The organism is Azospirillum tabaci, from assembly GCF_014596085.1.
Classification (GTDB): Bacteria; Pseudomonadota; Alphaproteobacteria; order Azospirillales; family Azospirillaceae; genus Azospirillum; species Azospirillum tabaci.
The window spans coordinates 597,608-624,592 of record NZ_JACCJY010000001.1; the positions used below are offsets into that span (position 1 = coordinate 597,608).

At 69.2% G+C, this 26,985-nt stretch carries 24 protein-coding genes, 2 tRNA genes and 1 other RNA gene; 12 read left to right on the top strand and 15 right to left on the bottom strand.

All coding sequences use genetic code 11. The annotated features are described in order from the left end of the window. Positions 1 to 76: 76 nt before the first annotated feature. From rnpB to H0B54_RS02880, 5 genes are all read right to left on the bottom strand, one after another. Positions 77 to 479, bottom strand: an RNA gene (gene rnpB, locus H0B54_RS02860) — RNase P RNA component class A. A gap of 62 nt (positions 480 to 541) precedes the next feature. Beyond that, complete coding sequence (locus H0B54_RS02865; protein ID WP_188259141.1) at positions 542 to 1,240, bottom strand: N-acetylmuramoyl-L-alanine amidase; 699 nt, start codon at positions 1,238 to 1,240, stop codon at positions 542 to 544. 22 nt (positions 1,241 to 1,262) lie between these two features. Next, a complete protein-coding gene (locus H0B54_RS02870; RefSeq protein WP_188259142.1) occupies positions 1,263 to 2,141 on the bottom strand; it encodes a DMT family transporter in 879 nt (292 codons plus the stop codon). After that, positions 2,138 to 3,964, bottom strand: coding sequence for an ATP-binding cassette domain-containing protein (locus tag H0B54_RS02875; protein ID WP_188259143.1), 1,827 nt, complete (start codon positions 3,962 to 3,964; stop codon positions 2,138 to 2,140). The genes H0B54_RS02870 and H0B54_RS02875 overlap by 4 nt, the downstream gene beginning before the upstream one ends. Positions 3,965 to 4,083: 119 nt before the next feature. Continuing rightward, a complete protein-coding gene (locus tag H0B54_RS02880; protein WP_188259144.1) occupies positions 4,084 to 4,821 on the bottom strand; it encodes a TerB family tellurite resistance protein in 738 nt (245 codons plus the stop codon). Positions 4,822 to 5,144: 323 nt separating this feature from the next. On the opposite strand from H0B54_RS02880, the gene H0B54_RS02885 reads away from it, so the two are divergent. The 3 genes from H0B54_RS02885 (at position 5,145) to H0B54_RS02895 (ending at position 11,086) form a co-directional block, all read left to right on the top strand. Beyond that, positions 5,145 to 5,699, top strand: a complete 555-nt coding sequence (locus tag H0B54_RS02885; protein WP_188259145.1) for a GNAT family N-acetyltransferase — start codon at positions 5,145 to 5,147, stop codon at positions 5,697 to 5,699. A gap of 110 nt (positions 5,700 to 5,809) precedes the next feature. Further along, on the top strand, positions 5,810 to 9,418 hold the full coding sequence (locus H0B54_RS02890; protein WP_188259146.1) for a hydantoinase B/oxoprolinase family protein: 3,609 nt from the start codon (positions 5,810 to 5,812) through the stop codon (positions 9,416 to 9,418). Between the two features lie 264 nt (positions 9,419 to 9,682). After that, positions 9,683 to 11,086 carry an FAD-linked oxidase C-terminal domain-containing protein gene (locus H0B54_RS02895; protein ID WP_188259147.1) on the top strand — a complete coding sequence of 468 codons (1,404 nt, stop codon included), beginning with the start codon at positions 9,683 to 9,685 and terminating at the stop codon, positions 11,084 to 11,086. Positions 11,087 to 11,130: 44 nt separating this feature from the next. Here the strand turns inward: H0B54_RS02895 and H0B54_RS02900 are convergent, their stop codons facing one another. Further along, complete coding sequence (locus H0B54_RS02900; RefSeq protein ID WP_188259148.1) at positions 11,131 to 12,012, bottom strand: NAD(P)-dependent oxidoreductase; 882 nt, start codon at positions 12,010 to 12,012, stop codon at positions 11,131 to 11,133. A 366-nt stretch (positions 12,013 to 12,378) separates the two neighbouring features. Here H0B54_RS02900 and H0B54_RS02905 point away from each other — a divergent pair, with 366 nt between their 5' ends. Together H0B54_RS02905 and H0B54_RS02910 are read left to right on the top strand one after the other, a co-directional pair. Beyond that, positions 12,379 to 12,609 carry an SMc00767 family acetate metabolism repressor gene (locus tag H0B54_RS02905; protein ID WP_094301980.1) on the top strand — a complete coding sequence of 77 codons (231 nt, stop codon included), beginning with the start codon at positions 12,379 to 12,381 and terminating at the stop codon, positions 12,607 to 12,609. Positions 12,610 to 12,772: 163 nt separating this feature from the next. Beyond that, on the top strand, positions 12,773 to 12,949 hold the full coding sequence (locus tag H0B54_RS02910; protein WP_172428330.1) for a hypothetical protein: 177 nt from the start codon (positions 12,773 to 12,775) through the stop codon (positions 12,947 to 12,949). A gap of 16 nt (positions 12,950 to 12,965) precedes the next feature. Here H0B54_RS02910 and H0B54_RS02915 read toward each other — a convergent pair whose 3' ends face one another. Further along, positions 12,966 to 15,056 (bottom strand): hybrid sensor histidine kinase/response regulator, encoded by a 2,091-nt coding sequence (locus tag H0B54_RS02915; RefSeq protein ID WP_188259149.1) that lies wholly within the window; start codon positions 15,054 to 15,056, stop codon positions 12,966 to 12,968. A gap of 269 nt (positions 15,057 to 15,325) precedes the next feature. Here H0B54_RS02915 and H0B54_RS02920 point away from each other — a divergent pair, with 269 nt between their 5' ends. After that, a complete protein-coding gene (locus H0B54_RS02920) occupies positions 15,326 to 15,748 on the top strand; it encodes a carboxymuconolactone decarboxylase family protein (RefSeq protein ID WP_246472240.1) in 423 nt (140 codons plus the stop codon). Positions 15,749 to 15,752: 4 nt separating this feature from the next. On the opposite strand, the gene H0B54_RS02925 is transcribed toward H0B54_RS02920, so the two are convergent. The 4 genes from H0B54_RS02925 to H0B54_RS02940 form a co-directional block, all read right to left on the bottom strand. Next, on the bottom strand, positions 15,753 to 16,166 hold the full coding sequence (locus tag H0B54_RS02925) for a hypothetical protein (protein ID WP_014241197.1): 414 nt from the start codon (positions 16,164 to 16,166) through the stop codon (positions 15,753 to 15,755). 121 nt (positions 16,167 to 16,287) lie between these two features. Beyond that, positions 16,288 to 16,364 (bottom strand) — tRNA-Pro (locus tag H0B54_RS02930). Positions 16,365 to 16,554: 190 nt separating this feature from the next. Beyond that, positions 16,555 to 16,631: transfer RNA gene (locus H0B54_RS02935), tRNA-Pro, on the bottom strand. Between the two features lie 109 nt (positions 16,632 to 16,740). After that, positions 16,741 to 17,757: a polyprenyl synthetase family protein gene (locus tag H0B54_RS02940; protein WP_188259150.1), complete on the bottom strand. Its 1,017-nt coding sequence runs from the start codon at positions 17,755 to 17,757 to the stop codon at positions 16,741 to 16,743. 110 nt (positions 17,758 to 17,867) lie between these two features. On the opposite strand from H0B54_RS02940, the gene H0B54_RS02945 reads away from it, so the two are divergent. The 3 genes from H0B54_RS02945 to H0B54_RS02955 are packed head-to-tail and all read left to right on the top strand — an operon-like array spanning position 17,868 to position 19,753. After that, positions 17,868 to 18,083: a putative signal transducing protein gene (locus H0B54_RS02945; RefSeq protein ID WP_094301984.1), complete on the top strand. Its 216-nt coding sequence runs from the start codon at positions 17,868 to 17,870 to the stop codon at positions 18,081 to 18,083. Positions 18,084 to 18,085: 2 nt separating this feature from the next. After that, the gene (locus H0B54_RS02950) at positions 18,086 to 18,829 is read left to right on the top strand and encodes a tRNA1(Val) (adenine(37)-N6)-methyltransferase (protein ID WP_188259201.1); all 744 of its coding nucleotides are present in this window, start codon (positions 18,086 to 18,088) and stop codon (positions 18,827 to 18,829) included. A 51-nt stretch (positions 18,830 to 18,880) separates the two neighbouring features. Beyond that, the gene (locus tag H0B54_RS02955; protein WP_343068880.1) at positions 18,881 to 19,753 is read left to right on the top strand and encodes a S49 family peptidase; all 873 of its coding nucleotides are present in this window, start codon (positions 18,881 to 18,883) and stop codon (positions 19,751 to 19,753) included. A gap of 8 nt (positions 19,754 to 19,761) precedes the next feature. Here the strand turns inward: H0B54_RS02955 and H0B54_RS02960 are convergent, their stop codons facing one another. Next, positions 19,762 to 19,989, bottom strand: a complete 228-nt coding sequence (locus H0B54_RS02960; protein WP_014241191.1) for a type II toxin-antitoxin system HicB family antitoxin — start codon at positions 19,987 to 19,989, stop codon at positions 19,762 to 19,764. Between the two features lie 196 nt (positions 19,990 to 20,185). Here H0B54_RS02960 and H0B54_RS02965 point away from each other — a divergent pair, with 196 nt between their 5' ends. The 3 genes from H0B54_RS02965 to glyS all read left to right on the top strand — a co-directional run bounded on the left by H0B54_RS02965 (position 20,186) and on the right by glyS (position 23,517). After that, positions 20,186 to 20,452 carry a hypothetical protein gene (locus H0B54_RS02965; RefSeq protein ID WP_188259152.1) on the top strand — a complete coding sequence of 89 codons (267 nt, stop codon included), beginning with the start codon at positions 20,186 to 20,188 and terminating at the stop codon, positions 20,450 to 20,452. A gap of 88 nt (positions 20,453 to 20,540) precedes the next feature. Next, on the top strand, positions 20,541 to 21,428 hold the full coding sequence (locus H0B54_RS02970) for a glycine--tRNA ligase subunit alpha (protein ID WP_188259153.1): 888 nt from the start codon (positions 20,541 to 20,543) through the stop codon (positions 21,426 to 21,428). Between the two features lies 1 nt (position 21,429). After that, positions 21,430 to 23,517: a glycine--tRNA ligase subunit beta gene (gene glyS, locus H0B54_RS02975; protein WP_188259154.1), complete on the top strand. Its 2,088-nt coding sequence runs from the start codon at positions 21,430 to 21,432 to the stop codon at positions 23,515 to 23,517. Between the two features lie 205 nt (positions 23,518 to 23,722). Here the strand turns inward: glyS and leuA are convergent, their stop codons facing one another. The 3 genes from leuA to H0B54_RS02990 all read right to left on the bottom strand — a co-directional run bounded on the left by leuA (position 23,723) and on the right by H0B54_RS02990 (position 26,919). Further along, positions 23,723 to 25,420 carry a 2-isopropylmalate synthase gene (leuA, locus tag H0B54_RS02980; RefSeq protein WP_188259155.1) on the bottom strand — a complete coding sequence of 566 codons (1,698 nt, stop codon included), beginning with the start codon at positions 25,418 to 25,420 and terminating at the stop codon, positions 23,723 to 23,725. Between the two features lie 390 nt (positions 25,421 to 25,810). Next, positions 25,811 to 26,533 (bottom strand): LrgB family protein, encoded by a 723-nt coding sequence (locus H0B54_RS02985; RefSeq protein WP_188259156.1) that lies wholly within the window; start codon positions 26,531 to 26,533, stop codon positions 25,811 to 25,813. Next, positions 26,530 to 26,919: a CidA/LrgA family protein gene (locus tag H0B54_RS02990; protein WP_094301992.1), complete on the bottom strand. Its 390-nt coding sequence runs from the start codon at positions 26,917 to 26,919 to the stop codon at positions 26,530 to 26,532. Before H0B54_RS02990 ends, H0B54_RS02985 begins: the two co-directional genes overlap by 4 nt. Positions 26,920 to 26,985 lie beyond the last annotated feature (66 nt).

The following is a 26,985-nucleotide window of genomic DNA, read 5'->3' on the forward strand; positions in this document are numbered from 1 at the left end:
TGTGGACAAGGGGGCGCCATCCCAGTCCCGCGCCGCGGAAAAGGGGTGGTCCGTTGATCCGGAGGTGGTGGGGATAAACGCCAGATGGCCTGTAAGCCGGGTTTTGTCCTCAGGTTACCCTGATGGATGGCCATTCATCTGGGACGCCGGTTGCCCGGCGCCTCACGCAACCAACCCGGGCGGCGGCGCGGAAACGCGCTTGGCCCCAAACCATCCCATAAGAGATAGCGGGCCGTGCCGCCCCTATTCGGTCTTGCTCCCGGTGGGGTTTACCGTGCCGCCCCTGTTGCCAGGCGCGCGGTGCGCTCTTACCGCACCCTTTCACCCTTACCGCCGGCACGAGGCCGGTGGCGGTTTGCTCTCTGTGGCACTTTCCCTAGGGTCGCCCCCGCCGGCCGTTAGCCGGCACCGTGTTTCCGTGGAGCCCGGACTTTCCTCCCCCGATCCAAAAGGTCGAAGGCGGCCATCCGGCCATCTGGCGGGGCACTGTGTACAGAGTCGCCGTTCGATTCGCAACGGTGTTCGGGGGTGATTCGGATTCTCAGCGCCCGGTCATCCGCAGCAGCGCGCGCAGGCGGCGCAGCGTCTCCGGATCGGGCTCCCCGGTCAGGCGTTCGGGGTGGAAGTGGCGCTGGAAGGACAGCAGGACCCGCGATTCGGCGGTGTCGTACCCATAGCGTCCCAGAAGCGCCGCCACGTCCTCCGCGGAATCCGCCGAGTCGTCCACAGCGGTGGGCTCCGGCCACAGCCCGATTCCGCGCGCCGCCAGCCCCGGCCAGTCGAACAGCTCGCCGGGGTCCTCCTTGCGGGCCGGGGCGATGTCGCTGTGGCCGAGCACATCGGCGGGCGCGATCCCATGGCGGCCCATGATGTCCAGGCAGAGATCCGCCACCGCGGCCATCTGCACGGCGGGGAAGGGGCGGTAGCCGAACTCGTGCCCCGGATTGACGATCTCGATTCCGATGGAGCGGCTGTTGACGTCGGCCCGCCCGCGCCAGGACGACAGGCCGGCGTGCCAGGCGCGCCGGTCCTCCGGCACATGGGCGTAGACGGCGCCGTCCTCGTCCACCGTGTAGTGGGCGCTGACCTGGGCGGCGGGGTCGCACAGCCGGGTCAGGGCGGACTCGGCGGTGGGCATTCCCGTGTAATGGAGAATCAGCAGTTCCACCCCCACGCCCTCGGGCCGCGGCCCGTGGTTGGGAGAGGGGCGGTCGATGCATCCGGTGCCCGCGCGCGTCATGGTGTCCTCAGGTCGGGCTTCCTCAGGTCGGATTGGTCACCTTCTCCGCCAGCGCCGTCGGGCGCCGCTTCACGATGACGGCCATGCCGCCCACGGTCAACAGCCCGCCCAGGACCAGCCGGAGCGTGAAGGGATCGTCCATCAGCAGAACGCCCGCCAGCACGCCGAAGACCGGCACGGTCAGCAGGAAGGGCATGGTCTGGTTGACCGAGTATTTCCGGAGCAGCGGGTACCACATTCCATAGGCGCCGATGGTCACGCCCACGGCCATGTAGGCGACGGAGCCCCAGCCCCACAGGGTGGAGTTGGAGAGCGCGGCCATCTGCCCCTCCTCGAACAGGAAGGAGAGCAGGAGCAGTTGCGGGGCGGCGAACAGCGCCATCCAGCCGTTCAGCGCGAAGCCGTCCACCCCGACGATCATCTTCATCTGGATGCTGGCGACGGCGAAGGCGAAGCTGGCGCCGAGGATCATGAACAGCGGCACCAGCGATCCGGACAGCCGCGGCTCGCCCGCGATCACCGCGACGCCCGCGAAGGCCGCGGCCATGCCGGTGGCGCGGCGCCAGCCCAGCTTGTCCTTGAAGATCAGCGCGGCCAGCAGGGAGGAGAAGGGCACCTGCGCCTGCGCGGCCAGCGAGGCGGTGGCCGCGTCGATGCCGTTCAGCCCGGTGAACATCAGCGGGAAATGCACGGTCCCCAGCGTCACCGACAGAATCGCGATGGGCCGCACCGCGCTCCAGGGTATCCGCTTGAAGGGCAGGATGAGCGCCGCCACCGCGATGAAGCGGAGCGCCATGATGAACAGCGGCGGGAACTCGGCCAGTCCCCATTTCGCGACGACGAAGTTCAGGCCCCAGATCGCCATGACCAGGAGCGCCAGCAGCGAGTCGCGCAGACTCATCCGCGGCCGCCTTCCAGCTCCTCGCGCAGGGCCTCCAGCTCCAGCCAGCGCTCCTCGGCGGCGGCCAGCTCGTTTTGTTTCGCCTGCAACTGATCGGACGTCTTCTGGAACTTGGCGGCGTCGCGGGCGAACAGGTCGGGATCGGCCAGCGCCGATTCGAGCTTCGCCACCTCGGCGGTCAGCTTGTCCATGCGGGCGGGCAGGTCGTCCAGCTCCCGCTGGTCCTTGTAGCTGAGCTTGCCCTTCGGCTTGGCGGCCGCCGGGGCGGCAGCGGGCTTCGCCTTGGCCGGGGCGGCGGCCTTCTCCTTGGGCGGCGGGCGCTGCACCAGATAGTCGGAATAGCCGCCGGGGTACTCGGCGATCACGCCGTCCCCCTCCACCGCGATGGTGCTGGTGACCAGCCGGTCGAGGAAGTCGCGGTCGTGGCTGACCAGCAGCAGCGTGCCCTGATAGTCGCCGAGCACATCCTCCAGCAGGTCCAGCGTGTCCATGTCGAGGTCGTTGGTCGGCTCGTCGAGGATCATCATGTTGCTGGGCCGCGCGAAGAGGCGGGCGAGCAGCAGCCGGTTGCGCTCACCGCCGGACAGGGCCTTGACCGGGCTGTCGAGCTGGCGCGTGTCGAACAGGAAGTCGCGCATGTAGCCGGCGACGTGGCGCGGCTGGCCGTTGACCATCACGCTGTCGCCGCCGAAGGGGCACAGCACCTTGCGGATGGTGTCCTCGGGGTCCAGCCCGTCGCGCCGCTGGTCGAAATAGGCGGTTTCCAGGTTGGTGCCCAGCCGGATCGTGCCGCTGTCGGGCTCCATCTGGCCGGTCAGCATCTTCAGCAGGGTGGTCTTGCCGGCGCCGTTCGGCCCGATCAGCCCCACCCGGTCGCCGCGCAGGATGCGGGTGGAGAAGTCGTTGACGATGGTCTTGCGGCCGTCCGCCGTGTCGAAGCCCTTCGAGATGTGCTCGGCCTCGATGACCAAGCGCCCGCCGCGCTCGGCCTCGGCGACGGCGAGCTTAGCCTGCTGGCCGCCCTTGATGCGCTCGGCGCGGTCGGTGCGGAGCTGGAGCAGGGCGCGCACGCGGCCCATGTTGCGGGTGCGCCGGGCCGAGATGCCCTCGCGCAGCCACTTCATCTCGCCTTCGATCTTGCGGTCGAGCTTCTGGGCGGCGATCTCCTCCGATTCGAACACCTCGGCCTGCCAGGTCTCGAACTCGGCGAAGCCGCGGTCGGTGGCGCGCACCGTGCCGCGGTCCAGCCACAGCGTGCGCTTGGCCAGCCGGTTCAGGAAGCTGCGGTCGTGCGAGATCAGCAGCAGACCGCCACGGTAGGCCAGCAATTCCTCCTCCAGCCACTCGATGGTGGGGAGGTCGAGGTGGTTGGTTGGCTCGTCGAGCAGCATGACGTCGGGGGCGCCGACCAGCGTGCGGGCCAGCGCCGTGCGCCGCGCCTCGCCGCCCGACAGCGTGTTGGGGTCGAGATGGCCCGGCACCTGGAGCCGGTCCAGCACGGCGTCCACCCGGTGCGCCTCGTCCCGCTCGTCGGCGGGCAGGCCGGCGGCGACGTAGTCGTGCACGGTGGCGCAGCCGGTGAAGTCCGGCTCCTGCGGCAGATAGGCGATGCGGGCGCCCGGCTGGGTGAAGACGGTGCCGCCGTCCGGCTGGATCATGCCGGCCAGCACCTTCATCAGCGTCGATTTGCCGGACCCGTTGCGCCCGACCAGACAGGCCTTGTCGCCTCGCCCGATGGACAGGTCGATGGTTTCGAACAGCGGACGGCCACCGAAGGTGACGGACACGCCCTGGAGCGCGGTGATCGGAGCAGGAGGAGCCATGACCCAACGGTGCGGTGTGCGGAGGTGTGCTTATATAGCGTGCGGTCCGCAGGCTCGCGACACCCGATTGCGCCGGGGCGGGGATGCACGGGGAAGGAAGGAAGGCGCGACGCCTGGCTTTAGCCGCGCGCGCGCTCCTTCTCGATCCGGTCGAAGGCGGCGTTGATGGCGGCGACCTTCTGCGTCGCCAGATCCACGAACTCCTGCGGCATGCCCTGGGCGATCAGCACGTCCGGGTGATGCTCGCGCACCAGACGGCGATGCGCGGCCTTGATCGCCTCGTCGCTGGCCCGGCGGGAGACGCCCAGCACGCCGTAGGGATCGGTCTCGTTCGGCGTGCCGGCGATGTGGTGGCCGGCGACGATGCGTTCGAACTCCTCGTCGCTGAAGCCGAAGATGTGGGCGACCGTGCGCAGGTATTCGACTTCCGTCTCGTGCAGCTCGTCGTCGGCCTCGGCGATGGCCAGCAGGCTGTCGAGCAGCTCCTCCAGCACGGCGCGGCGGTCCTCGAACAGACCGGCGATCTGCTGGGCGTATTCCTCGAACCCGTGGGTGTCCTTGCGGGCGAGGTCGAAGACGTGGCCCACCGTGTCCAGCTCCTCCGGCGGAACGCGGAACAGGCGCTTGAAGGTGTCCACCTCCACCCGCTTCACCACGCCGTCGGCGCGGGCCATCTTCGCCGACAGGGCGATCACGCCGATGGTGAAGGCGATGGACTTGGTCGCATCCGCCGGGCCGCACAGGCCGCGGAAGCCGCGCCCCACCGCATAGCCGGCGGCCAGACCGATGAGGCCCCCGATCGGCCCGCCCATGGTGAAACCGGCCGCCCCGCCCAGGACGCTGCCCCAGATGCTCATTTTTATCCGCCTTTCGACCGCTGGCGCAGCATACCGGCAGTCCGGCACCGCGCCAACCGGCCCCATACTTTTTCGTTGTTTCCCAGCATTTTCGCGCTTCGCACCCTTTTCATCCGTTGGAGGTAGAGGATTTTCCGGCGGAGCGTCATGTTGCCGCGCTGCAACAAAGCCGGTCCGTCGTCGCGGGAGGGCTTGTCCTTTCGTCCGGTCTTCGCCATGTTGCGCCGCAACAAAAGAGGGTGGCCGATCCAGGCCGCTGACGGGGGAAGCGGACGACGCAAAGCGGTGCGATGTCCCGAATCACCAGTGCCACGAGTCTCCCCATGTCCGCCATTCGCAAGCTTCTCCCCGCCGAGCGCGGCCAATACCGCGCGCATCTGCTGCGGCTGGACAAGGCAGACCGCTACGCCCGCTTCACCGGCACCGTCTCCGACGACGTCATCGTCAAGCATTGCCAGTCGCTCGACTGGACGCGGACGACGCTGGTCGGCCTGTTCGACCGTGGCGAGTTGCGGGGCGCGGTGGAGCTGTGCTTCGACCGGCTGCTGTGGCCCGGCGCGGCGGAGCTGGCAATCAGCGTCGAGAAGGACTTTCAAGGGCGGGGCGTCGGCTCCACCCTGATCCGCCGCTCGCTGTCCATCGCGGCCAACCGGGGCATCGGGCAGGTCCATATGATGTGCCTATCCGACAACACCCGCATGCGCGCCCTGTCGCGCCGCTTCGGCGGGCAATTGGAACGCGACGGGGGGGAGTTCGCCATCACCATCGACCTGCCGCGTCCTTCGCAATTCTCGCTGGCGCTGGAGGCGTTCGAGGATGGGGCGGGGGCTGTGAACGCCGTGCTGGACGGTTTGCCGGCGTTGCTCAAGGCGGCCTGACCGGACGGGGAGGGAAAGGGGACGCATCCCACCCTTTCGTCCTCCCCGGCTTGACCTGCGGCGGCGTATCGTCACACTCCCCGGAAATCGGAAACATCAGGGAGTGGGGTATGGCGTCCCAAGAGCAGGGCCGGTGGCAGTTCTGGATTGACCGTGGCGGCACCTTCACCGACATCGTGGCCAAACGCCCGGACGGGTCGGTGGTCACGCACAAGCTGCTGTCGGAGAATCCGGAACGCTACCGCGACGCCGCCATCCAGGGCATCCGCGACCTGCTGGGCCTCGCCTCCGGCCAGCCGATCCCGGCGGAGGCGGTCGAGGCGGTGAAGATGGGCACCACCGTCGCCACCAACGCGCTTCTGGAGCGCAAGGGCGAGCGCACGCTGCTGCTCATCACCGAGGGGCTGGGCGACCAGCTCCGCATCGGCTATCAGGCCCGCCCGAAGATATTCGCCCGCCACATCGTGTTGCCCGAGCTGCTGTACGAGCGGGTGGCCGAGGTGCCGGAGCGGGTCAAGGCCGACGGCACGGTGCTGAAGGCCGTGGACCTGCGCGCCGTGCGGGTCCAGCTGGAGCAAGCCTACCAGGACGGCTTCCGCGCCGCCGCGGTGGTGCTGATGCACGGCTACCGCTTCCCGGACCATGAGAAGCAGGTGGCGGCGCTGGCCCGCTCCATCGGCTTCACCCAGGTGTCGGTCAGCCATCAGGTCAGCCCGCTGATGAAGATCGTCGGGCGCGGCGACACCACGGTGGTCGACGCCTACCTGTCGCCGATCCTGCGCCGCTATGTGGAGCAGGTGGCCGGGGACCTCTCCGGCGTGCGGCTGATGTTCATGCAGTCGAACGGCGGGCTGACCGACGCGCGCTGGTTCCAGGGCAAGGACGCCATCCTCTCCGGCCCGGCGGGCGGCATCGTCGGGGCGGTGCGCACCGCGCGCATGGCCGGCTTCGACCGGGTCATCGGCTTCGACATGGGCGGCACCTCCACCGACGTGTCGCACTACGCCGGGGAATATGAGCGCGCCTTCGACACGGTGGTGGCCGGGGTGCGGATGCGCGCCCCCATGATGCACATCCACACCGTGGCGGCGGGCGGCGGCTCGGTCTGCTTCTTCGACGGGGCGCGCTTCCGCGTCGGGCCGGAGAGCGCCGGCGCCAACCCCGGCCCGGCCTGTTACCGCCGCGGCGGGCCGCTGACCGTGACCGACTGCAACGTCATGGTCGGCAAGCTGCACCCCGACTTCTTCCCCCACGTCTTCGGGCCGGAGGCCGACCAGCCGCTCGACGCCGCCATCGTGCGCGAGAAGTTCGCCGAATTGGCCGAGGAGGTGAACGAGGCGCTGGGCACCGAGATGACCCCGCATCAGGTGGCCGAGGGCTTCCTGAAGATCGCCGTGGACAACATGGCGAACGCCATCAAGAAGATCTCGGTGCAGCGCGGCTACGACGTCACCCAATACACGCTGAACGGCTTCGGCGGGGCGGCGGGGCAGCATGTCTGTCTGGTCGCCGACGCGCTGGGCATGCGCAAGGTCTTCCTGCACCCGCACGCCGGCGTGCTGTCGGCCTACGGCATCGGCCTGGCCGACACGGTGGCGATCCGCGAGCGCGCGGTGGAGGCCCGCCTCGACGACGCCCTGGTGGACGAGCTGACCGCCACGCTCGCCGCGCTGGAGGCCGAGGGCCGCATGGAGCTGGCCCGCCAGGGCGTGCCGGAGGACCGGCTGGCCGTTCTGCGCAAGGCGCACATCAAGGTGGAGGGCTCCGACAGCCCGCTGGTCGTCGATTTCGGGCCGCTCGACGCCATGGCCGCGGCCTTCGAGGCGGCGCACCGCCAGCGCTACGGCTTCATGATGGAAGGCAAGGCCCTGGTGGTCGAGGCCGTGTCGGTGGAGGCGGTGGGCCGCACCGAGAGCGCCGACGACCAGGACCTGCCCGGCGTCACCGGCGCGCTGCCGCGCCGCCTCGCCACGGTCACGCTGCACACCGGCGGCGCCGACCGCGAGGCGCCGGTCTACGACCGCGACCAGCTCCAGCCCGGCAACCGCGTCACCGGCCCCGCCGTCATCAAGGAGAAGATCGCCACCACGGTGGTCGAGCCCGGCTGGATCGCCGAGGTGACCCGCAAGAACCACCTCGTGCTGACCCGCTTCGAGGAGCTGCCGCAGCGCCTCGCCATCGGCACCAAGGCCGACCCGGTGATGCTGGAGGTCTTCAACAACCTCTTCATGTCCATCGCCGAGCAGATGGGCTTCACGCTGGAGAAGACCGCCTATTCGGTGAACATCAAGGAGCGGCTGGACTTCTCCTGCGCCCTGTTCGACGCGGACGGCGGGCTGATCGCCAACGCTCCGCACATGCCGGTGCATCTCGGCTCCATGGGCGAGAGCGTGCGCGCCATCGTCGAGCGGCGCCAGGGGGAGATGAACCCCGGCGACGTCTACATGCTGAACGACCCCTATCACGGGGGCACGCATCTGCCGGACATCACCGTCATCACCCCGGTCTTCGACGAGGCCGGCGAACGGGTGCTGTTCTACGTCGCCTCGCGCGGGCACCACGCCGACGTCGGCGGGATCACCCCCGGCTCGATGCCGCCGGACAGCACGACCATCGACCAGGAGGGCGTCCTCCTCGACAACGTCCAGCTCGTCGAGCGGGGCCGCTTCCTGGAGGAGGAGGTCGTCGCCCTCTTCACCGCCGGGCCGCAGCCGGCGCGCAACGTGGCGCAGAACCTGGGCGACCTGAAGGCACAGATCGCCGCCAACGAGCAGGGCGCGCGGGAGCTGCGCCGCATCGTCGCCCAGTTCGGGCTGGAGACGGTCAACGCCTACATGAAGCTGGTCCAGGACAACGCCGAGGAGCAGGTCCGCCGCGTCATCGACGTGCTGACCGACGGCGAGTTCGTGCAGGAGCTGGACAACGGCGCGGTCATCAAGGTCCGCATCACCATCGACAAGGACGAGCGGTCGGCGCGGGTGGACTTCACCGGCACCAGCCCGCAGCTCACCAGCAACTTCAACGCCCCGACGGCGGTGTGCCGGGCGGCGGTGCTCTACGTCTTCCGCACGCTGGTGGACGACGAGATCCCGATGAACGAGGGCTGCCTGAAGCCCATCGAGATCGTCATCCCGCCGGGCACCATGCTGTCGCCCAGCTACCCCGCCGCGGTGGTGGCCGGCAACGTGGAGACCAGCCAGTGCGTCACCGACGCGCTGTACGGCGCGCTCGGCGTGCTGGCCTCGGCGCAGGGGACGATGAACAACACGACCTTCGGCAACGAGCGCTACCAGTATTACGAGACGGTCTGCGGCGGCTCCGGCGCCGGTCCCGGCTTCGACGGGACGGACGCGGTGCACACCCACATGACCAACTCGCGCCTGACCGACCCGGAGGTGCTGGAATGGCGCTTCCCGGTGCTGCTGGACAGCTTCCGCATCCGCCGCGAATCGGGCGGGGCGGGGCGCTGGCGCGGCGGTGACGGGGTGGTGCGGCGCCTGAAGTTCCTGGAGCCGATGACCGCCGCCATCCTGTCCAACCACCGCCGGGTTCCGCCCTTCGGCCTGAAGGGCGGCGCCCCCGGCCAGATCGGCCGCACCTGGGTCCAGCGCACCGACGGCTCGGTCGAGGAACTCGGCCCCCAGGACAAGACCGCCATGGGGGAGGGCGACGTGCTGGTCGTCGAGACCCCGGGCGGCGGCGGCTACGAGGAGGCGTGAGAATGCCTGTTCCTTCTCCCCCCTGGGGAGAAGGTTAGGATGAGGGGGCGCCGAAGGCGGCCAAGGGCACGAAGCGGGAGCCCTTCTCCGCCCTGCCGGGCGTAATGCCCCCTCACCCTCCCCTCTCCCCAGGGGGGAGAGGGCTTTTGCTGTGGCACCCACCCATGCGCGCGAGTCGCTTGTCTGCGCGGGCGGCGGGGCTTAGCTTCTCCGGTCCTACCACCGCACGGCACCGTGCCAAAAGGACCCCCGGGAGATTCGTCCATGACCGCCGTACCCGCCGCCCAGCCTCGCGTCGCCTTCACCGACGAGATGAAGGCCGAGTTCAAGGCCCTGCTTGGGGACCGCTTCACCACCGCCGCGGCGGTGCGCGAGCATCACGGCAAGGACGAGTCCTACCACCCCAACTTCCCGCCCGACGGCGTCGCCTTCGCCACCTCCACCGAGGAGGTCAGCGCCATCGTCAAGCTCTGCGCGAAGCACAAGCTGCCGATCATCCCCTTCGGCACCGGCACCTCGCTGGAGGGCGGCGTCGCGGCGCTGGCCGGCGGCGTCTGCATCGACGTGTCGAACATGAAGGAGGTCCTGCGCGTCAGCCCCGAGGACCTCGACGTCACCGTCCAGGCCGGCGTGACCCGCAAGCAGCTCAACGAGCATCTGCGCGACACCGGCCTGTTCTTCCCCATCGACCCCGGCGCCGACGCCTCGCTCGGCGGCATGGCCTCCACCCGCGCCAGCGGCACCAACGCTGTGCGCTACGGCACCATGCGCGAGAACGTGCTGGGGCTGACCGTGGTGCTGGCCGACGGCCGGATCATCAAGACCGGCGGGCGCGCCCGCAAGTCCGCCGCCGGCTATGACCTGACCCGCCTGTTCGTCGGGGCGGAGGGTACGCTCGGCATCATCACCGAGGTGACGCTGCGCCTCTACGGCATCCCGGAGGCGATCTCGTCGGCGGTCTGCCCGTTCAACGACATCCGAGGCGCGGTGGACACGGTGATCCAGACCATCCAGTCCGGCATCCCCGTCGCCCGCATCGAGTTGCTGGACGAGGTCCAGATGGACGCGGTGAACAAGTATTCCAAGCTGGACTACAAGGTCGCCCCGACCCTGTTCTTCGAGTTCCACGGCACCGCCGCCGGGGTGAAGGAGCAGGCGGAGATGGTCTCGGCCATCGCCGCGGAGTTTGGCGGCAGCGAATTCACCTGGGCGACCCGTCCGGAGGACCGCTCCAAGCTCTGGCAGGCCCGCCACGACGGCTACTACGCGGCGCTGGCGCTGCGTCCCGGCTCAAAGGGCTGGCCGACCGACGTCTGCGTGCCGATCTCGCGGCTGGCCGACTGCATCCTGGAGACCAAGAAGGACATCGCCGAATCCTCGATGCTGGCCCCTCTGGTCGGCCATGTCGGCGACGGCAACTTCCACCTCGTCTACGTCATCGACCCCGACAAGCCGGAGGAGATGGCCGAGGCCAAGCGCCTGAACGACCGCATGGTCGACCGGGCGCTCGCCATGGGCGGCACCTGCACGGGCGAGCACGGCATCGGCTACGGCAAGATGGAGTTCCTGGAGAAGGAGGCCGGCGACGCCTTCGCCGTGATGGGCGAGCTGAAGCGCGCCTTCGACCCGGACAACCGGATGAACCCCGGCAAGGTCGTCCGGGTGTAACGTCGGGGCGGGGAGCGCCGTGGCGCTCCCCTTTCCCCTTCTGGTCAGCGCGTCAGCCGCGTCATCAGGCTGGAGGTGTCCAGGCGGTTGCCGCCCATCGCCTGGACCTCGGCGTAGAACTGGTCGACGAGGGCGGTGACGGGCAGGCTGGCGCCGTTGTTGCGCGCCTCGCCCAGGACGATGCCCAGATCCTTGCGCATCCAGTCCACGGCAAAGCCGAAGTCGAACTTGCCGTCCAGCATGGTCTTGGCGCGGTTGTCCATCTGCCAGGACTGGGCGGCCCCCTTTCCGATCACGTCCACGACCTTGTGCCCGTCCAGCCCGGCCTTCTGCGCGAAGGCCATGCCCTCGGCCAGACCTTGGAGCAGGCCGGCGATGCAGATCTGGTTGACCATCTTGGTCAGCTGACCGGCCCCCGCCGGCCCCATATGGGTGACGGAGCGGCCGTAGCAGGCCATCAGCGGCTGGACACGGGCGAAGGCGTCGGCGTCGCCGCCCACCATCACCGTCAGCACCCCGTTCTCCGCCCCGGCCTGCCCTCCGGACACCGGCGCGTCAAGGAAGAACAGGCCGCGTTCGCGGGCCAATTCGGCCATCTCGCGCGAGACGGTGGCGGAGACGGTGGAATGGTCGGCGACGATGGTGCCGGGCTTCATGGCGCCCATGGCCTCGCCGGCCACCGCCCGCACGTCGTCGTCGCCGCCCACGCAGAGGAAGACCACCTCGGCCTCGCGGGCGGCGTCCGCGGGGGTCGGGGCGCTGGCCCCGCCGAAGCGGGCGGTCCAGGCCTCGGCCTTGGCGGCGGTGCGGTTGTAGACGGTCACCCGGTGGCCGCCCCGGACGGCCAGATGGCCGGCCATGGGAAAGCCCATCGTGCCAAGCCCCAGAAAGGCGACGGAGCGGGAATCGGTCGCGGTGTCGGCCATGGTCCAGTCTTTCTTCGTTGTGATCGGCTGCGGATTGTTCTTGTCGGCGTCTGCCCTTGGACCGCCAAGCTAGGCCGGGAGCGCGCCCCGATCAAACGCCGTCCGTCGAACGCAGCGCGATTGAAGTGCGCCGGGGTCCTTCCCCCGTCCGGCATCCCCGGGGGGCGGCACTCTGCCGCGGGAGGCATGACTCTTTCGAACGAGGTTGTCTTGCCGCGCCCTTGCTCCCGGCGCGTGATGTGTTAAGACGTTGAATGCCGGGTTTGCAGCGCAGCACCCGGCCATGCCGGCGCAACGGCGCCGGTGAACCAGGGCCAGAGCCGGGGCCGAAAGACCCGGGCCGGAGAACAAGGGAAGGATAGCCGCATGACGAATCAGCCGGGTTTCCAGGATGCGCCGCCGGACGAGCGTTCGAACCTCACGGACGAGCAGGAAAGCGCCATCCGCGTCCTCGCCAACAGCCTGCACCGCCTGAACGACGCCGTCGTCAAGGCCGTGGAAGCCGGCGTGACGGTCGAGCTGATGCGCACCGCCCGCTATCACAACGCGACGGGCAACTGGGGCGACCAGCTCACCCCGATGATCCGCACCAAGTAAGCGGCTCATCCCATCCGACCGGAAGGCCTCCCGCCCGAAAGGGCAGGGAGGCCTTTTCCTTTTCGGCGTTTCCCATCCTGCCCGATCGATGTTCCTGCCGCGCGGCGGAACCGCGGCGCCCTTCGCCGGTTCCTTCCTTTTGGCCCCCAACAAGGAAACGGTCATGAAGGACGTTCAGAACCATCCCCCGCAGCGTCGGGGCATGAACGACCGCGAAGCGTTCTGGCGCATGCATTGCCTGTCGGAACCGACCTTCACCGACCTCACCCACGGCATCTTTCTGGGGCTGATCTGGTCGGCGGTGCTGTGGGCGCCGATGTTCATCAGCGTTCTGCTTTGACCCTTCCGTCCGGTCGTCAGACGGCTTTCGCGGTGCGGAGCAGGGCGCGGACGCGGGCGGCGAGCTGGTCCGGGGTGAAGGGCTTGGGCAGGACGGCGGCGTCGGCCTTGAGCCCGGTCAGCGATTCGGGGCTGTAGCCGGAAATCAGCAGAACCCGGATGCCGGGCCAGCGCTCCTGCACCCGCCGCGCCAGATCGATTCCCGACACGCCGTAGGGCATCACCACGTCGGTCACGATCACGTCGAAGGCGGCGTCCTGCTCCAGGATCTCCAGAGCGGCGGCGCCGTGGTCGGCGGTCACCACTTCGAAGCCCTCCTGGGTCAGCCCCTCGACGGTGGCCATCAGGACCAGCGTGTTGTCCTCGACCACCAGCAGGCGCACCGGGCCGGCCGACGGCGCCTCCGCCGGGTCCGGCGCCGCTTCCGGTTCCGGCGTCCGGTCGGACACCGGCAGGGTGATGCGGACGACCGTGCCGCGGCGCGGCGCGCTGGAGATGGTCGCGTTGCCGCCCGACTGCCGGGCGAACCCGTAGACCATCGATAGGCCCAGACCCGTCCCCTTGCCGTGCGGCTTGGTGGTGAAGAAGGGCTCGAAGGCGCGGGCGGCGACCTCGGGCGGCATGCCGCCGCCGGTGTCGGTGATCTCCAGAACGGCGAGCGGGCCGTCGGGCGCTTCCTCCTGCCGGACGGCGATGCGGATGCGTCCGCCCGATGGCATCGCGTCACGGGCGTTGACGACGAGATTCAGCACCGCCAGCTCCAGTTGGACCGGGTCCACCTCCACCCGCAGCGGGGCGCTGGGAAGCGTCCAGTCCAGCGCGATGTCCGCCCGGATCGAGCGTTCCAGCAGATTGGCCATGGCGCGCAGGCCGTCCCCCAGATCGATCACCTTGGGGTCCACAGCCTCCTGGCGCGAGAAGGCGAGAAGCTGCCCGGTCAGCGTCCGGGCGCGCTCCAGCGCGGTGAGGGTGCCGTCCAGATAGCGCGTTCCTTCCGCCGGGAGATGCCGTTCCATCAGATGCAGGTTGGCCAGGGCGGCGGTCAGCAGATTGTTGAAGTCGTGGGCGACTCCCCCGGTCAACTGGCCCAGCGCCTCCAGCTTCTGAGACTGGCGCAGCGCGTTCTCCAGGGACTCGCGGGCACGGGCCTCTTCGGTCCAGCGGCGGACGGCCTGCATTTCGCTCTGCGCGCGGCGCAGCGCCAACAGGGTGATGCCGACCAGAGCCAGCATCGCCGGCACGGCGAAGGCGGCGTACAGAAGCATGTCGCGCGCCCAGCCGGCCCGGATCTCGGAAATCGGAATGCCGTAGGTGACGTAGAGCGGATAGGGCGCCACGTGCATGAAGCCATTGAGCCTCGCCACGCCGTCCATGCGGCCCCGCGTGCGGAACACACCCTCGCCCTGCCCGGCCGCCATGACGCCGAGCAGATTGCTGTCCGCGCCATGGCGGGCCTGCTGCTCACCCATCGAGGGGAAGCGGACCAGGACCGAGCCGTCGCGGCGGACGAGGGAGATCGACTCCTGCTGGCCGGAGACGACGAGCTGATAGAAATCCATCAGGTAATCGGTCAGCACGGCGGTCAGAAGCACGCCGTTGAACGCCCCTTCCGGTCCACCCGCGGCGGCGCGGCGGCGCGTGACGTTGAATTGCCGCTTGCCCGATCCGCGTCCCGTGATCGCCTCGCTGACGAGGATGCCGGCGTCGCCGGCCGCCTGGATGCGGAAATACTCCCGGTCGCCGACGTTGATCGATGGGGACGGGAACAGGCGGTTGTCGTTGCGCAGCGTGCCGTTGGGATCGATCAGACCGACGACGCCGATCTGTGGAACCTCCTCGACCAGGGTTCTCAGATAGCCGTGCAGATCGTCGGAACGGCCGATCTCGTCCCAGCTCATGCCGGTGGTCCGCTCGTCCAGCCGGTCCAGGACCTGCTCGACCGTGTCGAAGACCTTCTGCATGTGCTCGTGCAGAATCAGCACGGTCTTGCGAATGTTGCGCTCCGCCTGCGCTTCCTCCTCTTGAAAGTCGCGCCAGGCGATGGCGGTGAACAGCAAGGCGGGGACCAGGACGGAGGCCACCAGCAGGATGCGCAGAAGGCGCACCATTCTCGCTGATTCGGTTGCCAGGGCGGAGAGGTAGCGAAGAGGCATGGCCTGCGGTGTTGGAGGCGGGGAAGGCGATCACGGGTGGCGATGGGGCGGGGCGCCATGCGCGGGCCACTGTGGCCCAGAAGCTATGCCGGTCCGTGGCAGCCGGGGCAACCTCAACTTTCCGGCGGCCCTATGACTTTCAGCGGAGGACGCCATGGGGATATGGTCTCCCCATGGCTCCGCAGGGCGGAACCGGAGACAATGCCGCAGCAGCGGACTTCCTCATGACCGTTCAACCTGCCGCGGAGAGCACCATCATGCCCCTGAAACCCATCGAGCACGCCGACGCCGCTCCCGAGGTGCGCGCCGTCTACGACGACATCAAGACGGCCCGCAGCGTGCCGGACGTCAACAATTTCTGGAAGATGGCCGCCCATCACCCGCCCACGCTGAAGCGCACCTGGGAGAGCCTGAAGGAGGTGATGGCCCCCGGCGCGCTGGACCCGTTGGTGAAGGAGATGATCTTCGTCGCGGTCAGCGTGACCAACGGCTGCGATTATTGCATCCGCTCGCACGAGGCCGCGGCGCGGCGGGCCGGGATGACCGACGCCCAGTTCGGCGAATTGATGGCCGTCATCGGCATGGCCAACGAGACCAACCGCCTCGCCAAGGGCTATCAGGTGGAGATCGACGAGGCGCTGAAGTAACCCGTCACGCGATGTCGTCGAGGGCGTCCTCCAGCGACGGGTAGATGCCCTCGGCCAGCGAGCCGTCGACCCTCACCGGCCGGGGCAGGACGGCCACGGCGTCCAGCGCGCCGCGCAGCGTCAGGCCGGTGACCTCCACGAAGCCGCCGCGGTTGCCGTAGCGCCCGGCGGTCCATTCCGCCCGGTCGGGGTCGCCGGACAGCCGCCCGTTGCAGGTGATCATCTCGTGGGTGTCGTCGCCGCCGCGCCGGTTCCAGGCCATGCCGCCGCCCACGCCGCTTCCGATGTCGCGCGGGCGGAAGCCGTGGGGCTGGAGCAGGTCGCGCACCGCGCGGGACACCACGACGGCCTTGGGATCGATCTCCGTGCCCACCGGGCCGCCCGCCGCCTGGGGTTCCTGTCCGATCGCCTGTTCCATGGGTCCGCTCCCCGTCTGTGTCGCTTCCAAAGGGACAACAGGCGGGAGCGCGACCTGTGCCGCAGCGGTGGGGCGGAAAAGCGAAAGGGCCGATGCGTTGCCACATCGGCCCTTTTCGTACTGGTCGGAGAGAGAGGATTCGAACCTCCGGCCCCTGCCTCCCGAAAGCAGTGCTCTACCAGGCTGAGCTACTCTCCGGTCCAATCGGTGCCGCCGTTGCCAGCGTCGCCGTGGGCCGGGTGTATAGACCCTTTGCCCGTGGCCTGCAATGGGAATAAGCGGCATTTGCGGAATGTTTTTTTGCCGGGGGCGAAAGCCGGCACAATTGGCGGCGGGCCGGGCCGGAAAAGCGAAAGGGCCGATGCGTCGCCGCATCGGCCCTTCGTACTGGTCGGAGAGAGAGGATTCGAACCTCCGGCCCCTGCCTCCCGAAAGCAGTGCTCTACCAGGCTGAGCTACTCTCCGGTCCGTCGGTGTCGCCGTGGCCGGCGTCACCGTGGGCCGCGTATATAGCCGCTCGAACCGGGGGCTGCAACGTGAAAATCATCCCCCGCGGCGAAAAAGTTCCCAAAGCTTAGAAATCGCGCTCGATCACGAAATCCAGCACCTCCAGCAGGGCGGCCTTCACCGGCGTGTCCGGGAACAGGCCCAGCGCGTCGCGCGCGATGGAGCCGTAGTGGCGCGCGCGCTCCACCGTGTCCTTCAGCGCGTTGTGCTTGGCCATCAGTTCCTGGGCGCGCTCCAGGTCGCCCTCCTGCTGGTCCAGCTCCTCCATGGTGCGGCGCCAGAAGGCCCGCTCCTCGTCGTTGCCGCGGCGGAAGGCCAGCACGACGGGCAGGGTGATCTTGCCTTCGCGGAAATCGTCGCCGACCGTCTTGCCCAGCTTCGCCTGGAAGGCCGAGTAGTCCAGCACGTCGTCGACGAGCTGGAAGGCGATGCCCAGGTTCATGCCGTAGTCGTAGAGCGCCAGCTCCTCCGCCTGCGGGCGGGCGGCCACCACGGCGCCGACGCGGCAGGCGGCGGCGAACAGCTCCGCCGTCTTGGCCTTGATGACCTCCAGATAGGCCTGCTCGCTGGTTTCGGTGTCGTTGGTGGTGCGCAGCTGCAGCACCTCGCCCTCGGCGATCACCGCGGACGCCTTGGACAGGATGCGCAGCACGTCCAGCGACCCGACCTCCACCATCAGCTCGAAGCTGCGGGAGAACAGGAAGTCGCCGACCAGCACGCTGGCCTTGTTTCCGAACACCGCGTTGGCCGAGGCGAGGCCGCGGCGCAGGTCGCTCTCGTCCACGACGTCGTCGTGCAGCAGGGTGGCGGTGTGGATGAACTCCACCACCGCGGCCAGCATCTTGTGGTCCTCGCCCTTGTAGCCGCACAGCTCGGCGGCGGCGAGGGTGAGGACGGGGCGCAGGCGCTTGCCGCCGGCGGCGATGAGGTAGCCGGCAAGCTGCGGGATCATCTCCACGGACGAATGCATCCGCTGGACGATGATCTCGTTGACCGCGCTCAGGTCATCGGCCACCAGGGCGGTCAGATCGTCGAGCGGGGTGGACTTCCGCCGTTTCGGCTCGAGGTTGGTCACGACCGCCAAGGTCGACTCCAATGATGATTGACGTGACGAATTCCGGCAGGGAGCATAACGGCATAGCCTCTTCGGTCAAGCCCGCAAGGCGTTTAAGGGCACAGAACAGCCGGGATTTCATGAAGGAACTGCTGCGCACCACCGATCCGGTCCGCCTGAGCTGGCTTCTGGCCCTGCTGGCCGATGCGGGAATCGAGGGGATCGTGCTGGACACCCACACCAGCATCCTGGAGGGCTCCATCGGCGCCATCCCCCGCCGCCTGATGGTGGCCGAGGAGGATCATGCCGCCGCCTGCCGCCTGCTGCGCGACGCCGGGGAGGAGTTGGGGGCGTGACGATGGAGAGCGACGCGGCGTTCGACACGCTTCTCAACGGGCGCGTTCGCCTGCACCAGCCGCAGGCCGGCTATCGCGCTGCCATCGACCCCGTGCTTCTCGCCGCCGTCACCGCCGCTGAAGCGGGAGAACGGGTGCTGGACGTCGGCACCGGCACCGGGGCCGCGGCGCTCTGCCTCGCCGTCCGTGTGCCGGGCGTGACGATCGCCGGGCTGGAGAAGCGGGCGGAGGCGGCGGACGTCGCGCGGCGCAACGCCGCACTCAACGGCGTGGAGGGCCGAGTGACGGTCCTCGACGGCGATCTGCTGGCCCCGCCGCCGGAGCTGATTCCCGGAACCTTCGACCGGGTGATGATGAACCCCCCCTACCTGCGCGCCGGGGCGGCCAGCGTGCCGCCCGACCCCTGGAAGGCCGCCGCCAACGTGGAGGGGGAGGCGGGGCTGACCGATTGGGTGCGCTTCGCCGCCGCGATGCTGAAGCCGCGCGGCACGCTGACCATGGTCCACCGGGCCGACCGGGTGGACGAGATCCTGGCCGCTCTCCACGGCGCCCGATTCGGCTCCCTTCTGCTCGTTCCGCTCTGGCCGAAGGCCGGAGAGGAGGCGCGACGCATCCTGCTGAGCGCGCAAAAGGGAGGGCGGTCGCCCGCGCGATTCGCCGCCGGGCTGGTGCTGCACGGTCCTGACGGTGCCTACAGCGCGCAGGCGCAGCGGATTCTGCGCGACATGGAGCCATTGATCGCTTAAGTCGGCGCTTTTAATCCAGCCTCAGCGCCACCATTTCAACCGGCGATGAACATGACGAAGCTGCTCGCCAAACTCCCGTTCGGCCCCTGGCGCGACGCCGGGCCGATCGTGTCCGTTCTCCGCCTGTCCGGTGTCATCGGTCAGGCCGGAGCCTTCCGTCAGGGTCTGACCATGTCCAGCATGGCCGGGCTGATCGAACGCGCCTTCGCGCCGAAGACGCAGGCGGCGGTGGCGCTGGTCGTCAACTCGCCGGGCGGATCGCCCGTCCAGTCGGCGCTGATCGCCAAGCGCATCCGCGACCTCGCCACCGAAAAGAAGGTGCCGGTCTTCGCCTTCTGCGAGGACGCGGCGGCGTCCGGCGGCTATTGGCTGGCCTGCGCGGCGGACGAGATCTGGGCGGACGAGAGCAGCATCCTGGGCTCCATCGGGGTGGTGTCCTCGGGCTTCGGCGCGCACGAGTTCATCCAGCGCTTCGGCATCGAGCGTCGGCTCTACACCGCGGGCGACAAGAAGGTAATCCTCGACCCCTTCTCGCCGGAGCGGGAGGACGGGGTCGCCCATCTGAAGGCGATCCAGGCGGAGATCCACGACGCCTTCAAGGCGATGGTGCGCGACCGCCGCGGCGCCCGCCTGTCGGGGCCGGAGGAGGAGCTGTTCTCCGGTGCCTTCTGGGCGGGGCGGCGGGCTCTGGAACTCGGGCTGATCGACGGCATCGGCGACCTGCGCACCGTGCTGCGGGGCCGCTTCGGCGAGAAGGTCCGGCTGCGCGTGGTGCAGGAGGACCGGCGCTGGTTCCGCCGCATGGGCTTCCGTGTGGAGGCACCGGTGGGCACGACCGCGCTGGACCGTCTCGCGGCCGACCTCCCGGCGGCGGCGCTGGCCGCCGTGGAGGAACGCGCGCTCTGGTCGCGCTACGGCCTGTGAGCCGGCTGTTACTGGGTCACCTCGCGCAGGCGTTCGGACGGGGGCGGGACCGGCTCGCCGGTGCGGCGGGCGTTCTCGATCCAGGCGGCGATGGCGTCAAGCGCCGCCGTGCTGGCGTCGGCGGGGGTGGCGCCGCCCGCGGTGCAGCCCGGCAGGTCGGGCACCTCGGCCACATAGCCGACGCCCTGTTCCGGGGGCAGGGGGCGGACAATGACCGGATAGGCGCTGGCGTTCATAACGTTGCGTCTCCTCTGCGCACGGTTTTCATCCATTAGGTGCCGCTTCCGCTGCGGACGACAAGGATTCTTTGCGCTGGACGGGGGCTTCTTTCGATATTCGGTCTATTTTCGGCGGGTCAGCCGTTCGGGTTGAAGGGGGCCCTTGAAGGCTGCCCTTGACCGGGCCACCCCGCAGGCCCTAATCCTCCCTGCCATGTTCAGTCTCTCCAAGATCCTGTTCCTGATCCTGGTGATCGGCGCCGTGTGGTTCGGCTGGCGCTGGTACAACCGCGTCGGCGCGGTCGGGCGGGAGCGCCTGCGCGAGCGGGAGCGTCGCGGCTCCGGGAAGCCCACCTCCACCAGCGGCGGCTCGCCCCAGGTGGCCGCGGAGGACATGGAGAAATGCCCGGAATGCGGCGCCTACGTCGCCCCGCGCTCCGCCGTGGCCTGCGGCCGGCCGGTCTGTCCCTACGGTCGTTGAACCTTAAACCCAGGCGGGCGCTTGATTCCGGGGATTCCGCCGCGTATCGTGCGGCGCGTTTTTCCACACCAATCATAAGTGACCGCCGATGGCCTCCCAGAGCGGGTCTTCCCAAGACAGCCGCGGCCTGTCCTTTCAGGCCCTGATCCTCAAGCTCCACCAGTTCTGGTCGGAGCAGGGCTGCGTGATCCTCCAGCCCTACGACATGGAGGTGGGTGCGGGCACCTTCCACCCGGCGACGACGCTGCGCGCCCTCGGCCCGCAGCCGTGGAAGGCGGCCTATGTGCAGCCCTCGCGCCGCCCGAAGGATGGCCGCTACGGCGAGAACCCGAACCGGCTCCAGCACTATTACCAGTATCAGGTCATCCTGAAGCCCTCGCCGGCCAACCCGCAGGAGCTGTATCTGGAAAGCCTGAAGGTTCTGGGCATCGACCCGTCGCTGCACGACATCCGATTCGTCGAGGACGACTGGGAAAGCCCGACGCTGGGCGCCTGGGGCCTCGGCTGGGAGGTGTGGTGCGACGGCATGGAGGTCACCCAGTACACCTACTTCCAGCAGGTCGGCGGCATCGAGTGCGACCCGGTCGCGGTCGAGCTGACCTACGGGCTGGAGCGTCTGGCCATGTATGTGCAGGGCGTGGAGAACGTCTACGACCTGGACTTCAACGGGCAGGGCGTGACGTACGGCGACGTGTTCAAGCGCGCCGAGGTCGAGTATTCGGCCCACAACTTCGAGCACGCCAACACCGACATGCTGCTCCAGCATTTCAAGGACGCCGAGGCGGAGTGCCAGTCGCTGATCGCCAAGGGCGTCGCGCTGCCGGCCTACGACCAGTGCATCAAGGCGTCGCACCTCTTCAACCTGCTGGACGCGCGTGGCGTCATCAGCGTCGTGGAGCGCGCCGCCTACATCGGCCGCGTGCGCGCGCTGGCGAAAGCCTGCTGCGAGGCGTGGATCGCCGGGGGGGCCAAGTAACATGCCCGAACTTCTGATCGAATTCTTCTCCGAGGAAATCCCGGCCCGCATGCAGGCGCGCGCGGCGGACGACCTCAAGCGCCTCGTCACCGAGAAGCTGGCCGCCAACGGCCTGTCCTTCGACACGGCGGAGGCCCATTCCACCCCCCGCCGCCTCGCGCTGGTGATCGACGGCCTGGCCGAGCGCACCGCCGACGTCCGCGAGGAGAAGAAGGGGCCGCGCGTCGGCTCGCCGGAGCAGGCGGTCGCCGGCTTCCTGAAGTCCGCCGGCCTGACCAGCCTGGACCAGTGCGAACAGCGCGACACCGGCAAGGGCGTCTTCTACTTCGCCGTGGCGGAGAAGAAGGGCCGCGCCACCGCAGAAGTGCTGGCCGAGATCATCCCGGCGGTCATGGGCGACTTCCCCTGGCCGAAGTCGATGCGCTGGGGGACCGGCACGGTGCGCTGGGTGCGCCCGCTGCACTCGATCATCGCGCTGTTCGGCGGCGTGGTGCTGGAGGGCTCGTTCGACCTGGGCGGAGCGCAGGGCAAGCTGGCCTTCGGCAACAGCACCCGCGGCCACCGCTTCCTGTCGCCGGACGCCTTCACGGTCGAGAGCTTCGCCGACTACAAGGCCAAGCTGCACGCCGCCCACGTCGTGCTCGACCGCGCCGAGCGCAAGGCCAAGATCAAGGCCGACGCCGAGGCGCTGGCCGCGCAGGAGGGGCTGACCCTTTCCCCCGACGACGGGCTGCTGGAGGAGGTCGCCGGCCTCGTCGAATGGCCGGTCGCCCTGGTCGGCACCATCGACGAGACGTTCATGGACGTGCCGTCGGAGGTCCTCATCACCTCCATGCGCACGCACCAGAAGTATTTCGCCCTGCTGGACAAGGCCGGGAAGATGGCGCCGCGTTTCGTCGTGGTTGCCAACACGGTGACGGCGGACGGGGGCAAGGCCATCGTCGCCGGCAACGAGCGCGTCCTGCGCGCCCGCCTGTCCGACGCCAAGTTCTTCTGGGACCAGGACCGCAAGACCAAGCTGGAAGACCGCGTGTCCAAGCTGGGCGCCATCACCTTCCACGCCAAGCTCGGCACGGTGGCGGAGAAGGTCACCCGCGTCCAGGTCCTGGCCGCGGAGATCGCCCGCGCCATCGGCGCCGACGCGGACGCCGCGACCCGCGCCGCTCTGCTGTCCAAGGCGGACCTCGTGACCGAGGTGGTCGGCGAGTTTCCCGAGGTCCAGGGCATCATGGGCCGCTACTACGCGCTGGGCGAGGGCGAGAACCCGGCGGTCGCCGAGGCCATCGCCGAGCATTACAAGCCGCTCGGCCCGTCCGATTCGTGCCCGACCGCTCCGGTGTCGGTCGCCGTGGCGCTGGCCGACAAGCTCGACACGCTGGTCGGCTTCTTCGCCATCGACGAGAAGCCCACGGGATCGAAGGACCCCTACGCGCTGCGCCGCGCCGCGCTGGGCATCATCCGGCTGATCCTGGAGAACGGGCTGCGGCTGAACCTGACGCAGCTGTTCAAGGCCGCGCACGGCGCCTACACGGTCGGCGGTTTCGCCGCCGCCGAAGGCGTCGCCACCGACCTGATGGCCTTCTTCGCCGACCGCCTGAAGGTCACGCTGCGCGACCAGGGCGTGCGGCATGACCTCGTGGACGCGGTGTTCGCGCTCGGCGGCGAGGACGATCTCGTCCGGCTGCTGGCCCGCGTGAAGGCGCTCCAGACCTTCGTCGGGTCGGAGGAGGGGGCGAACCTGCTCGCCGCCTACAAGCGCGCCAGCAACATCGTCCGCATCGAGGAGAAGAAGGACGGCAAGGCCTACGACCAGCCGGTCGATCCGGCCCTGCTGACGCTCGCGGAGGAAAAGGACCTCTACGGCGCCCTGTCCGGCGCCGGCGAGACGGCCCGGCCGTTGCTGGCGAAGGAGGACTTCACCGGCACCATGGCGGCGCTGGCCCGCCTGCGCGGCCCGGTGGACGCCTTCTTCGACAAGGTGACGGTGAACGCCGAGCAGGCCGACCTGCGCGCCAACCGCCTGCGCCTGCTCAGCCAGATCCGGGCGACGCTGAACGCGGTGGCGGACTTCTCGCGCATCGAGGGGTGACGGGGGAGGGGGCTGTTCTGGTTGCCCCCACCCTCCCACGCTTGCGCGCGGGTCCCTCCCTCCCCCGCTGCGCAGGGGAGGGAAACTTGGCCCTCCCCTGCGCAGCGGGGGAGGGTCAGGGTGGGGGCCCGTCTCGGACACTTCCCACCACCCCAACAAAAAAGGGGCGCCCCACCGGGCGCCCCTTTTTCTGTTCCCGAACCCCTTACCGCGCGGCGCGGTTCGCGGCGCTGACCAGGGCGCGCAGCGAGGCGGTCACGATGTCCGCGTCCATGCCGACGCCGAACAGGGTGCGCTCGTCCTTGGTCTTCACCTCGACATAGGCGCAGGCCTGGGCGTCCTCGCCCTCGCCGACGGCGTGCTCGCGGTAGTCCACCACATGCAGGTCGATGCCCGCACCCTGGCGCAGCGCGTCCAGGAAGGCGTCGATCGGACCCTTGCCCGAGCCCTTCAGCGTGCTGACCACGCCGTCGCGCGACACCACCACGTTCAGGACGCGGGCGCCGGAGTTCGGGCCGCGCGGCTCGGTCGAATGCTCGATCAGGGCCAGCGGGGCGTCGATGTCCAGATACTCCGCCTTGAAGGCGTTGTGGATGTCGGCGGGGGCCAGCTCCTTGCCGGTCTCGTCGGCGATGCGCTGCACCGTCTTGGAGAACTCGATCTGCAGGCGGCGCGGGATCTGGATGCCGTAATCCTTCTCCAGCACATAGGCGATGCCGCCCTTGCCCGACTGGCTGTTGATGCGGATCACCGCCTCGTAGCTGCGGCCCAGGTCCTGCGGGTCGATGGGCAGGTACGGAACCTCCCAGGTGCCGTGGTTGGACTTGGCCAGCGCCTTCAGGCCCTTGTTGATGGCGTCCTGGTGCGAGCCGGAGAAGGCCGTGAAGACCAGCTCGCCCGCGTAGGGGTGGCGCGGATGGACGGGCAGCTGCGTGCAGTATTCGGCGACGCGGACGATCTCGTTGATGTCGTCGATGCGCAGCTCCGGATCGACGCCCTGGGTCAGCATGTTCAGCGCCAGCGTGATCACGTCCACGTTGCCGGTGCGCTCGCCGTTGCCGAACAGGGTGCCTTCCACGCGGTCGGCGCCGGCCAGAATGCCCAGCTCCGCCGCCGCGACGCCGGTGCCGCGGTCGTTGTGCGGGTGCAGGGAGATGATCGCCGCGTCGCGGTTCTTCATGTTGCGGCAGAACCACTCGATCTGGTCGGCGTGGATGTTCGGGGTGGACATCTCCACCGTCGCCGGCAGGTTCAGGATGACCTTGTTGGCGGCGTCGGCGCCCCAGGTCTCCATCACCGCCTCGCAGATCTCCAGGGCGAACTCCAGCTCAGTCCCGGTGAAGCTCTCCGGCGAGTACTGCAGGACGATCTCGGTCTCCGGATGCTCGGCGGCCAGCTGCTTGATCAGCTTGGTGCCGGCGACGGCGATGTCGACGATGCCCTGGCGGTCCAGCCCGAAGACGACGCGGCGCTGCAGCTCCGAGGTGGAGTTGTACAGGTGGACGATGGCGCGCTTGGCGCCCTTGATGCCCTCGAAGGTGCGGCGGATCAGCTCCTCACGGGCCTGGGTCAGCACCTGGATGGTCACGCCGTCGGGGATCTTGCCGCCCTCGATGATCTCGCGGCAGAAGTCGAAATCGGTCTGCGAGGCGGCGGGGAAACCGATCTCGATTTCCTTGAAGCCCATCTTCAGCAGCGCGTCGAACATCGCGCGCTTGCGGTCCGGCCCCATCGGCTCGATCAGCGCCTGGTTGCCGTCGCGCAGGTCCACCGAGCACCAGACCGGCGCCTTCTCGATGGTCCGGTTCGGCCACTGGCGGTCGGTCAGCTTCACCGGGGCGAAGGGGACGTACTTCTCGTGCTTGGCAGAAGTGGCGGCGGCGGGGGTGGCGATGTGGTTCATGACGCTTCGTGATCCCTTGGGAGCCCCGGTTTGTGCTGCGGGGCGTTGTCTCGTGTCGTGTGGGGACCGGCGGGACTACGGTCGCCGAGCTGCCGGGCGGCTCAGCGACCGTTCCTAAGTCGCAGCCCCGGCCCCAGCCGGGAGACACGTTTCGCCCCGCAAGGGCGCGTGCCGAATGGGCGCGTGCAATAGGTGCTCATGGGAAAACAGACACTTCGACCAGGGAACAGGGCAGACGAACGCAGACGACCCGGACGCTCAAAGCGCCGGGGTGATAAGTCGCAGAAGGGCGTTCGTGTGGTCGATGCGGATCATGGGCCACACTGTGCGCAGGCAGGCTTGCTCTGTCAAGCCACGATTCCATGAAATCTTCTTTCGCGAAGCGCGGCCTCAGCCGAAGAATAGGCGGTAGAGGATCGGCAGCAGGATGGCCGTCACCAGCCCGTTCAGCCCCATCCCCAGCCCGGCGAAGGCCCCCGCCACCTCGTTCACCTGGAGCGCGCGGGCGGTGCCGATGCCGTGGGCGGCCACCCCCATGCCGAAGCCGCGCGCCCGCCAGTCCGTCACCCGGACGAGGTTCAGGACCCAAGTGCCGAAGGAGGCGGCGATGATCCCGGTCAGGATCACGAAGACCGCGGTGAGGGAGGGCAGACCGCCGATCTGCTCCGACACGCCCATGGCGATGGGGGAGGTCACCGATTTCGGCGCCAGCGACAGCATCGTGCGCTCCGACGCGCCCAGCGCCCAGGCGATGGCGACGGCGCTCAAGGCCGACGCGGCGGAGCCGGTCAGCAGGGCGACCAGCAGCGCCACGGCGGAACGGCGGACCTGCTGGAACTGGCGGTAGAGCGGGACCGCCAGCGCCACCGTGGCCGGGCCGAGCAGGAAATGCACGAACTGCGCGCCATCGAAATAGGTGCGGTAGTCGATCCCCGCCACCATCAGCGTCGCGGCGATCAGCAGCACCGCGATCATCACGGGGTTCAGCGCGGGCCGCCGCCCGAACCGCTCGAACACCCACATCCCGGCCTGATAGGCGGCCAGCGTCAGGGTCAGGCCGGCGAGCGGGCTGGCGGAGAGATAAACCCAGATCTCGTGGAAATCGGGGCTCATGGCGCGTCCTCCCCGACGGAATTCTCCCCATTGCCGGTTTCGGCGTCGGGGCCGCGGCGGCTCAGGATGCTCATCACCCAGGCGGTCAGTGCGACGCCGATCAGCGTGCTGCCCAGCAGGGCGGCAGCGATGGGCAGGGCCTCGTCCTGCAGCCGGTTCAGGTGCGCCATGACCCCGACGCCCGCAGGAACGAAAAGGAGGGACAGGTGGCGCAGGATGCCGCCCGCCGTTTCCTGCAGCGGCTCCGGCACGCCGCCGCGGACCAGCAGGCCGACGAACAGCAGGACCATGCCCAGCACCGGCCCCGGTACGGGCAGATGCAGCAGTCGGGCGGTCAGTTCCCCAGCCAGTTGGCAGGAGAGAAGAAGGGTCAGGGTGCCGAGCATCGGCAGGCTCCGGGCTTTCGGGGAGGTGGCCGCAGCCTAATCCCGGAGGGTGCCGTGGGGGAGAGG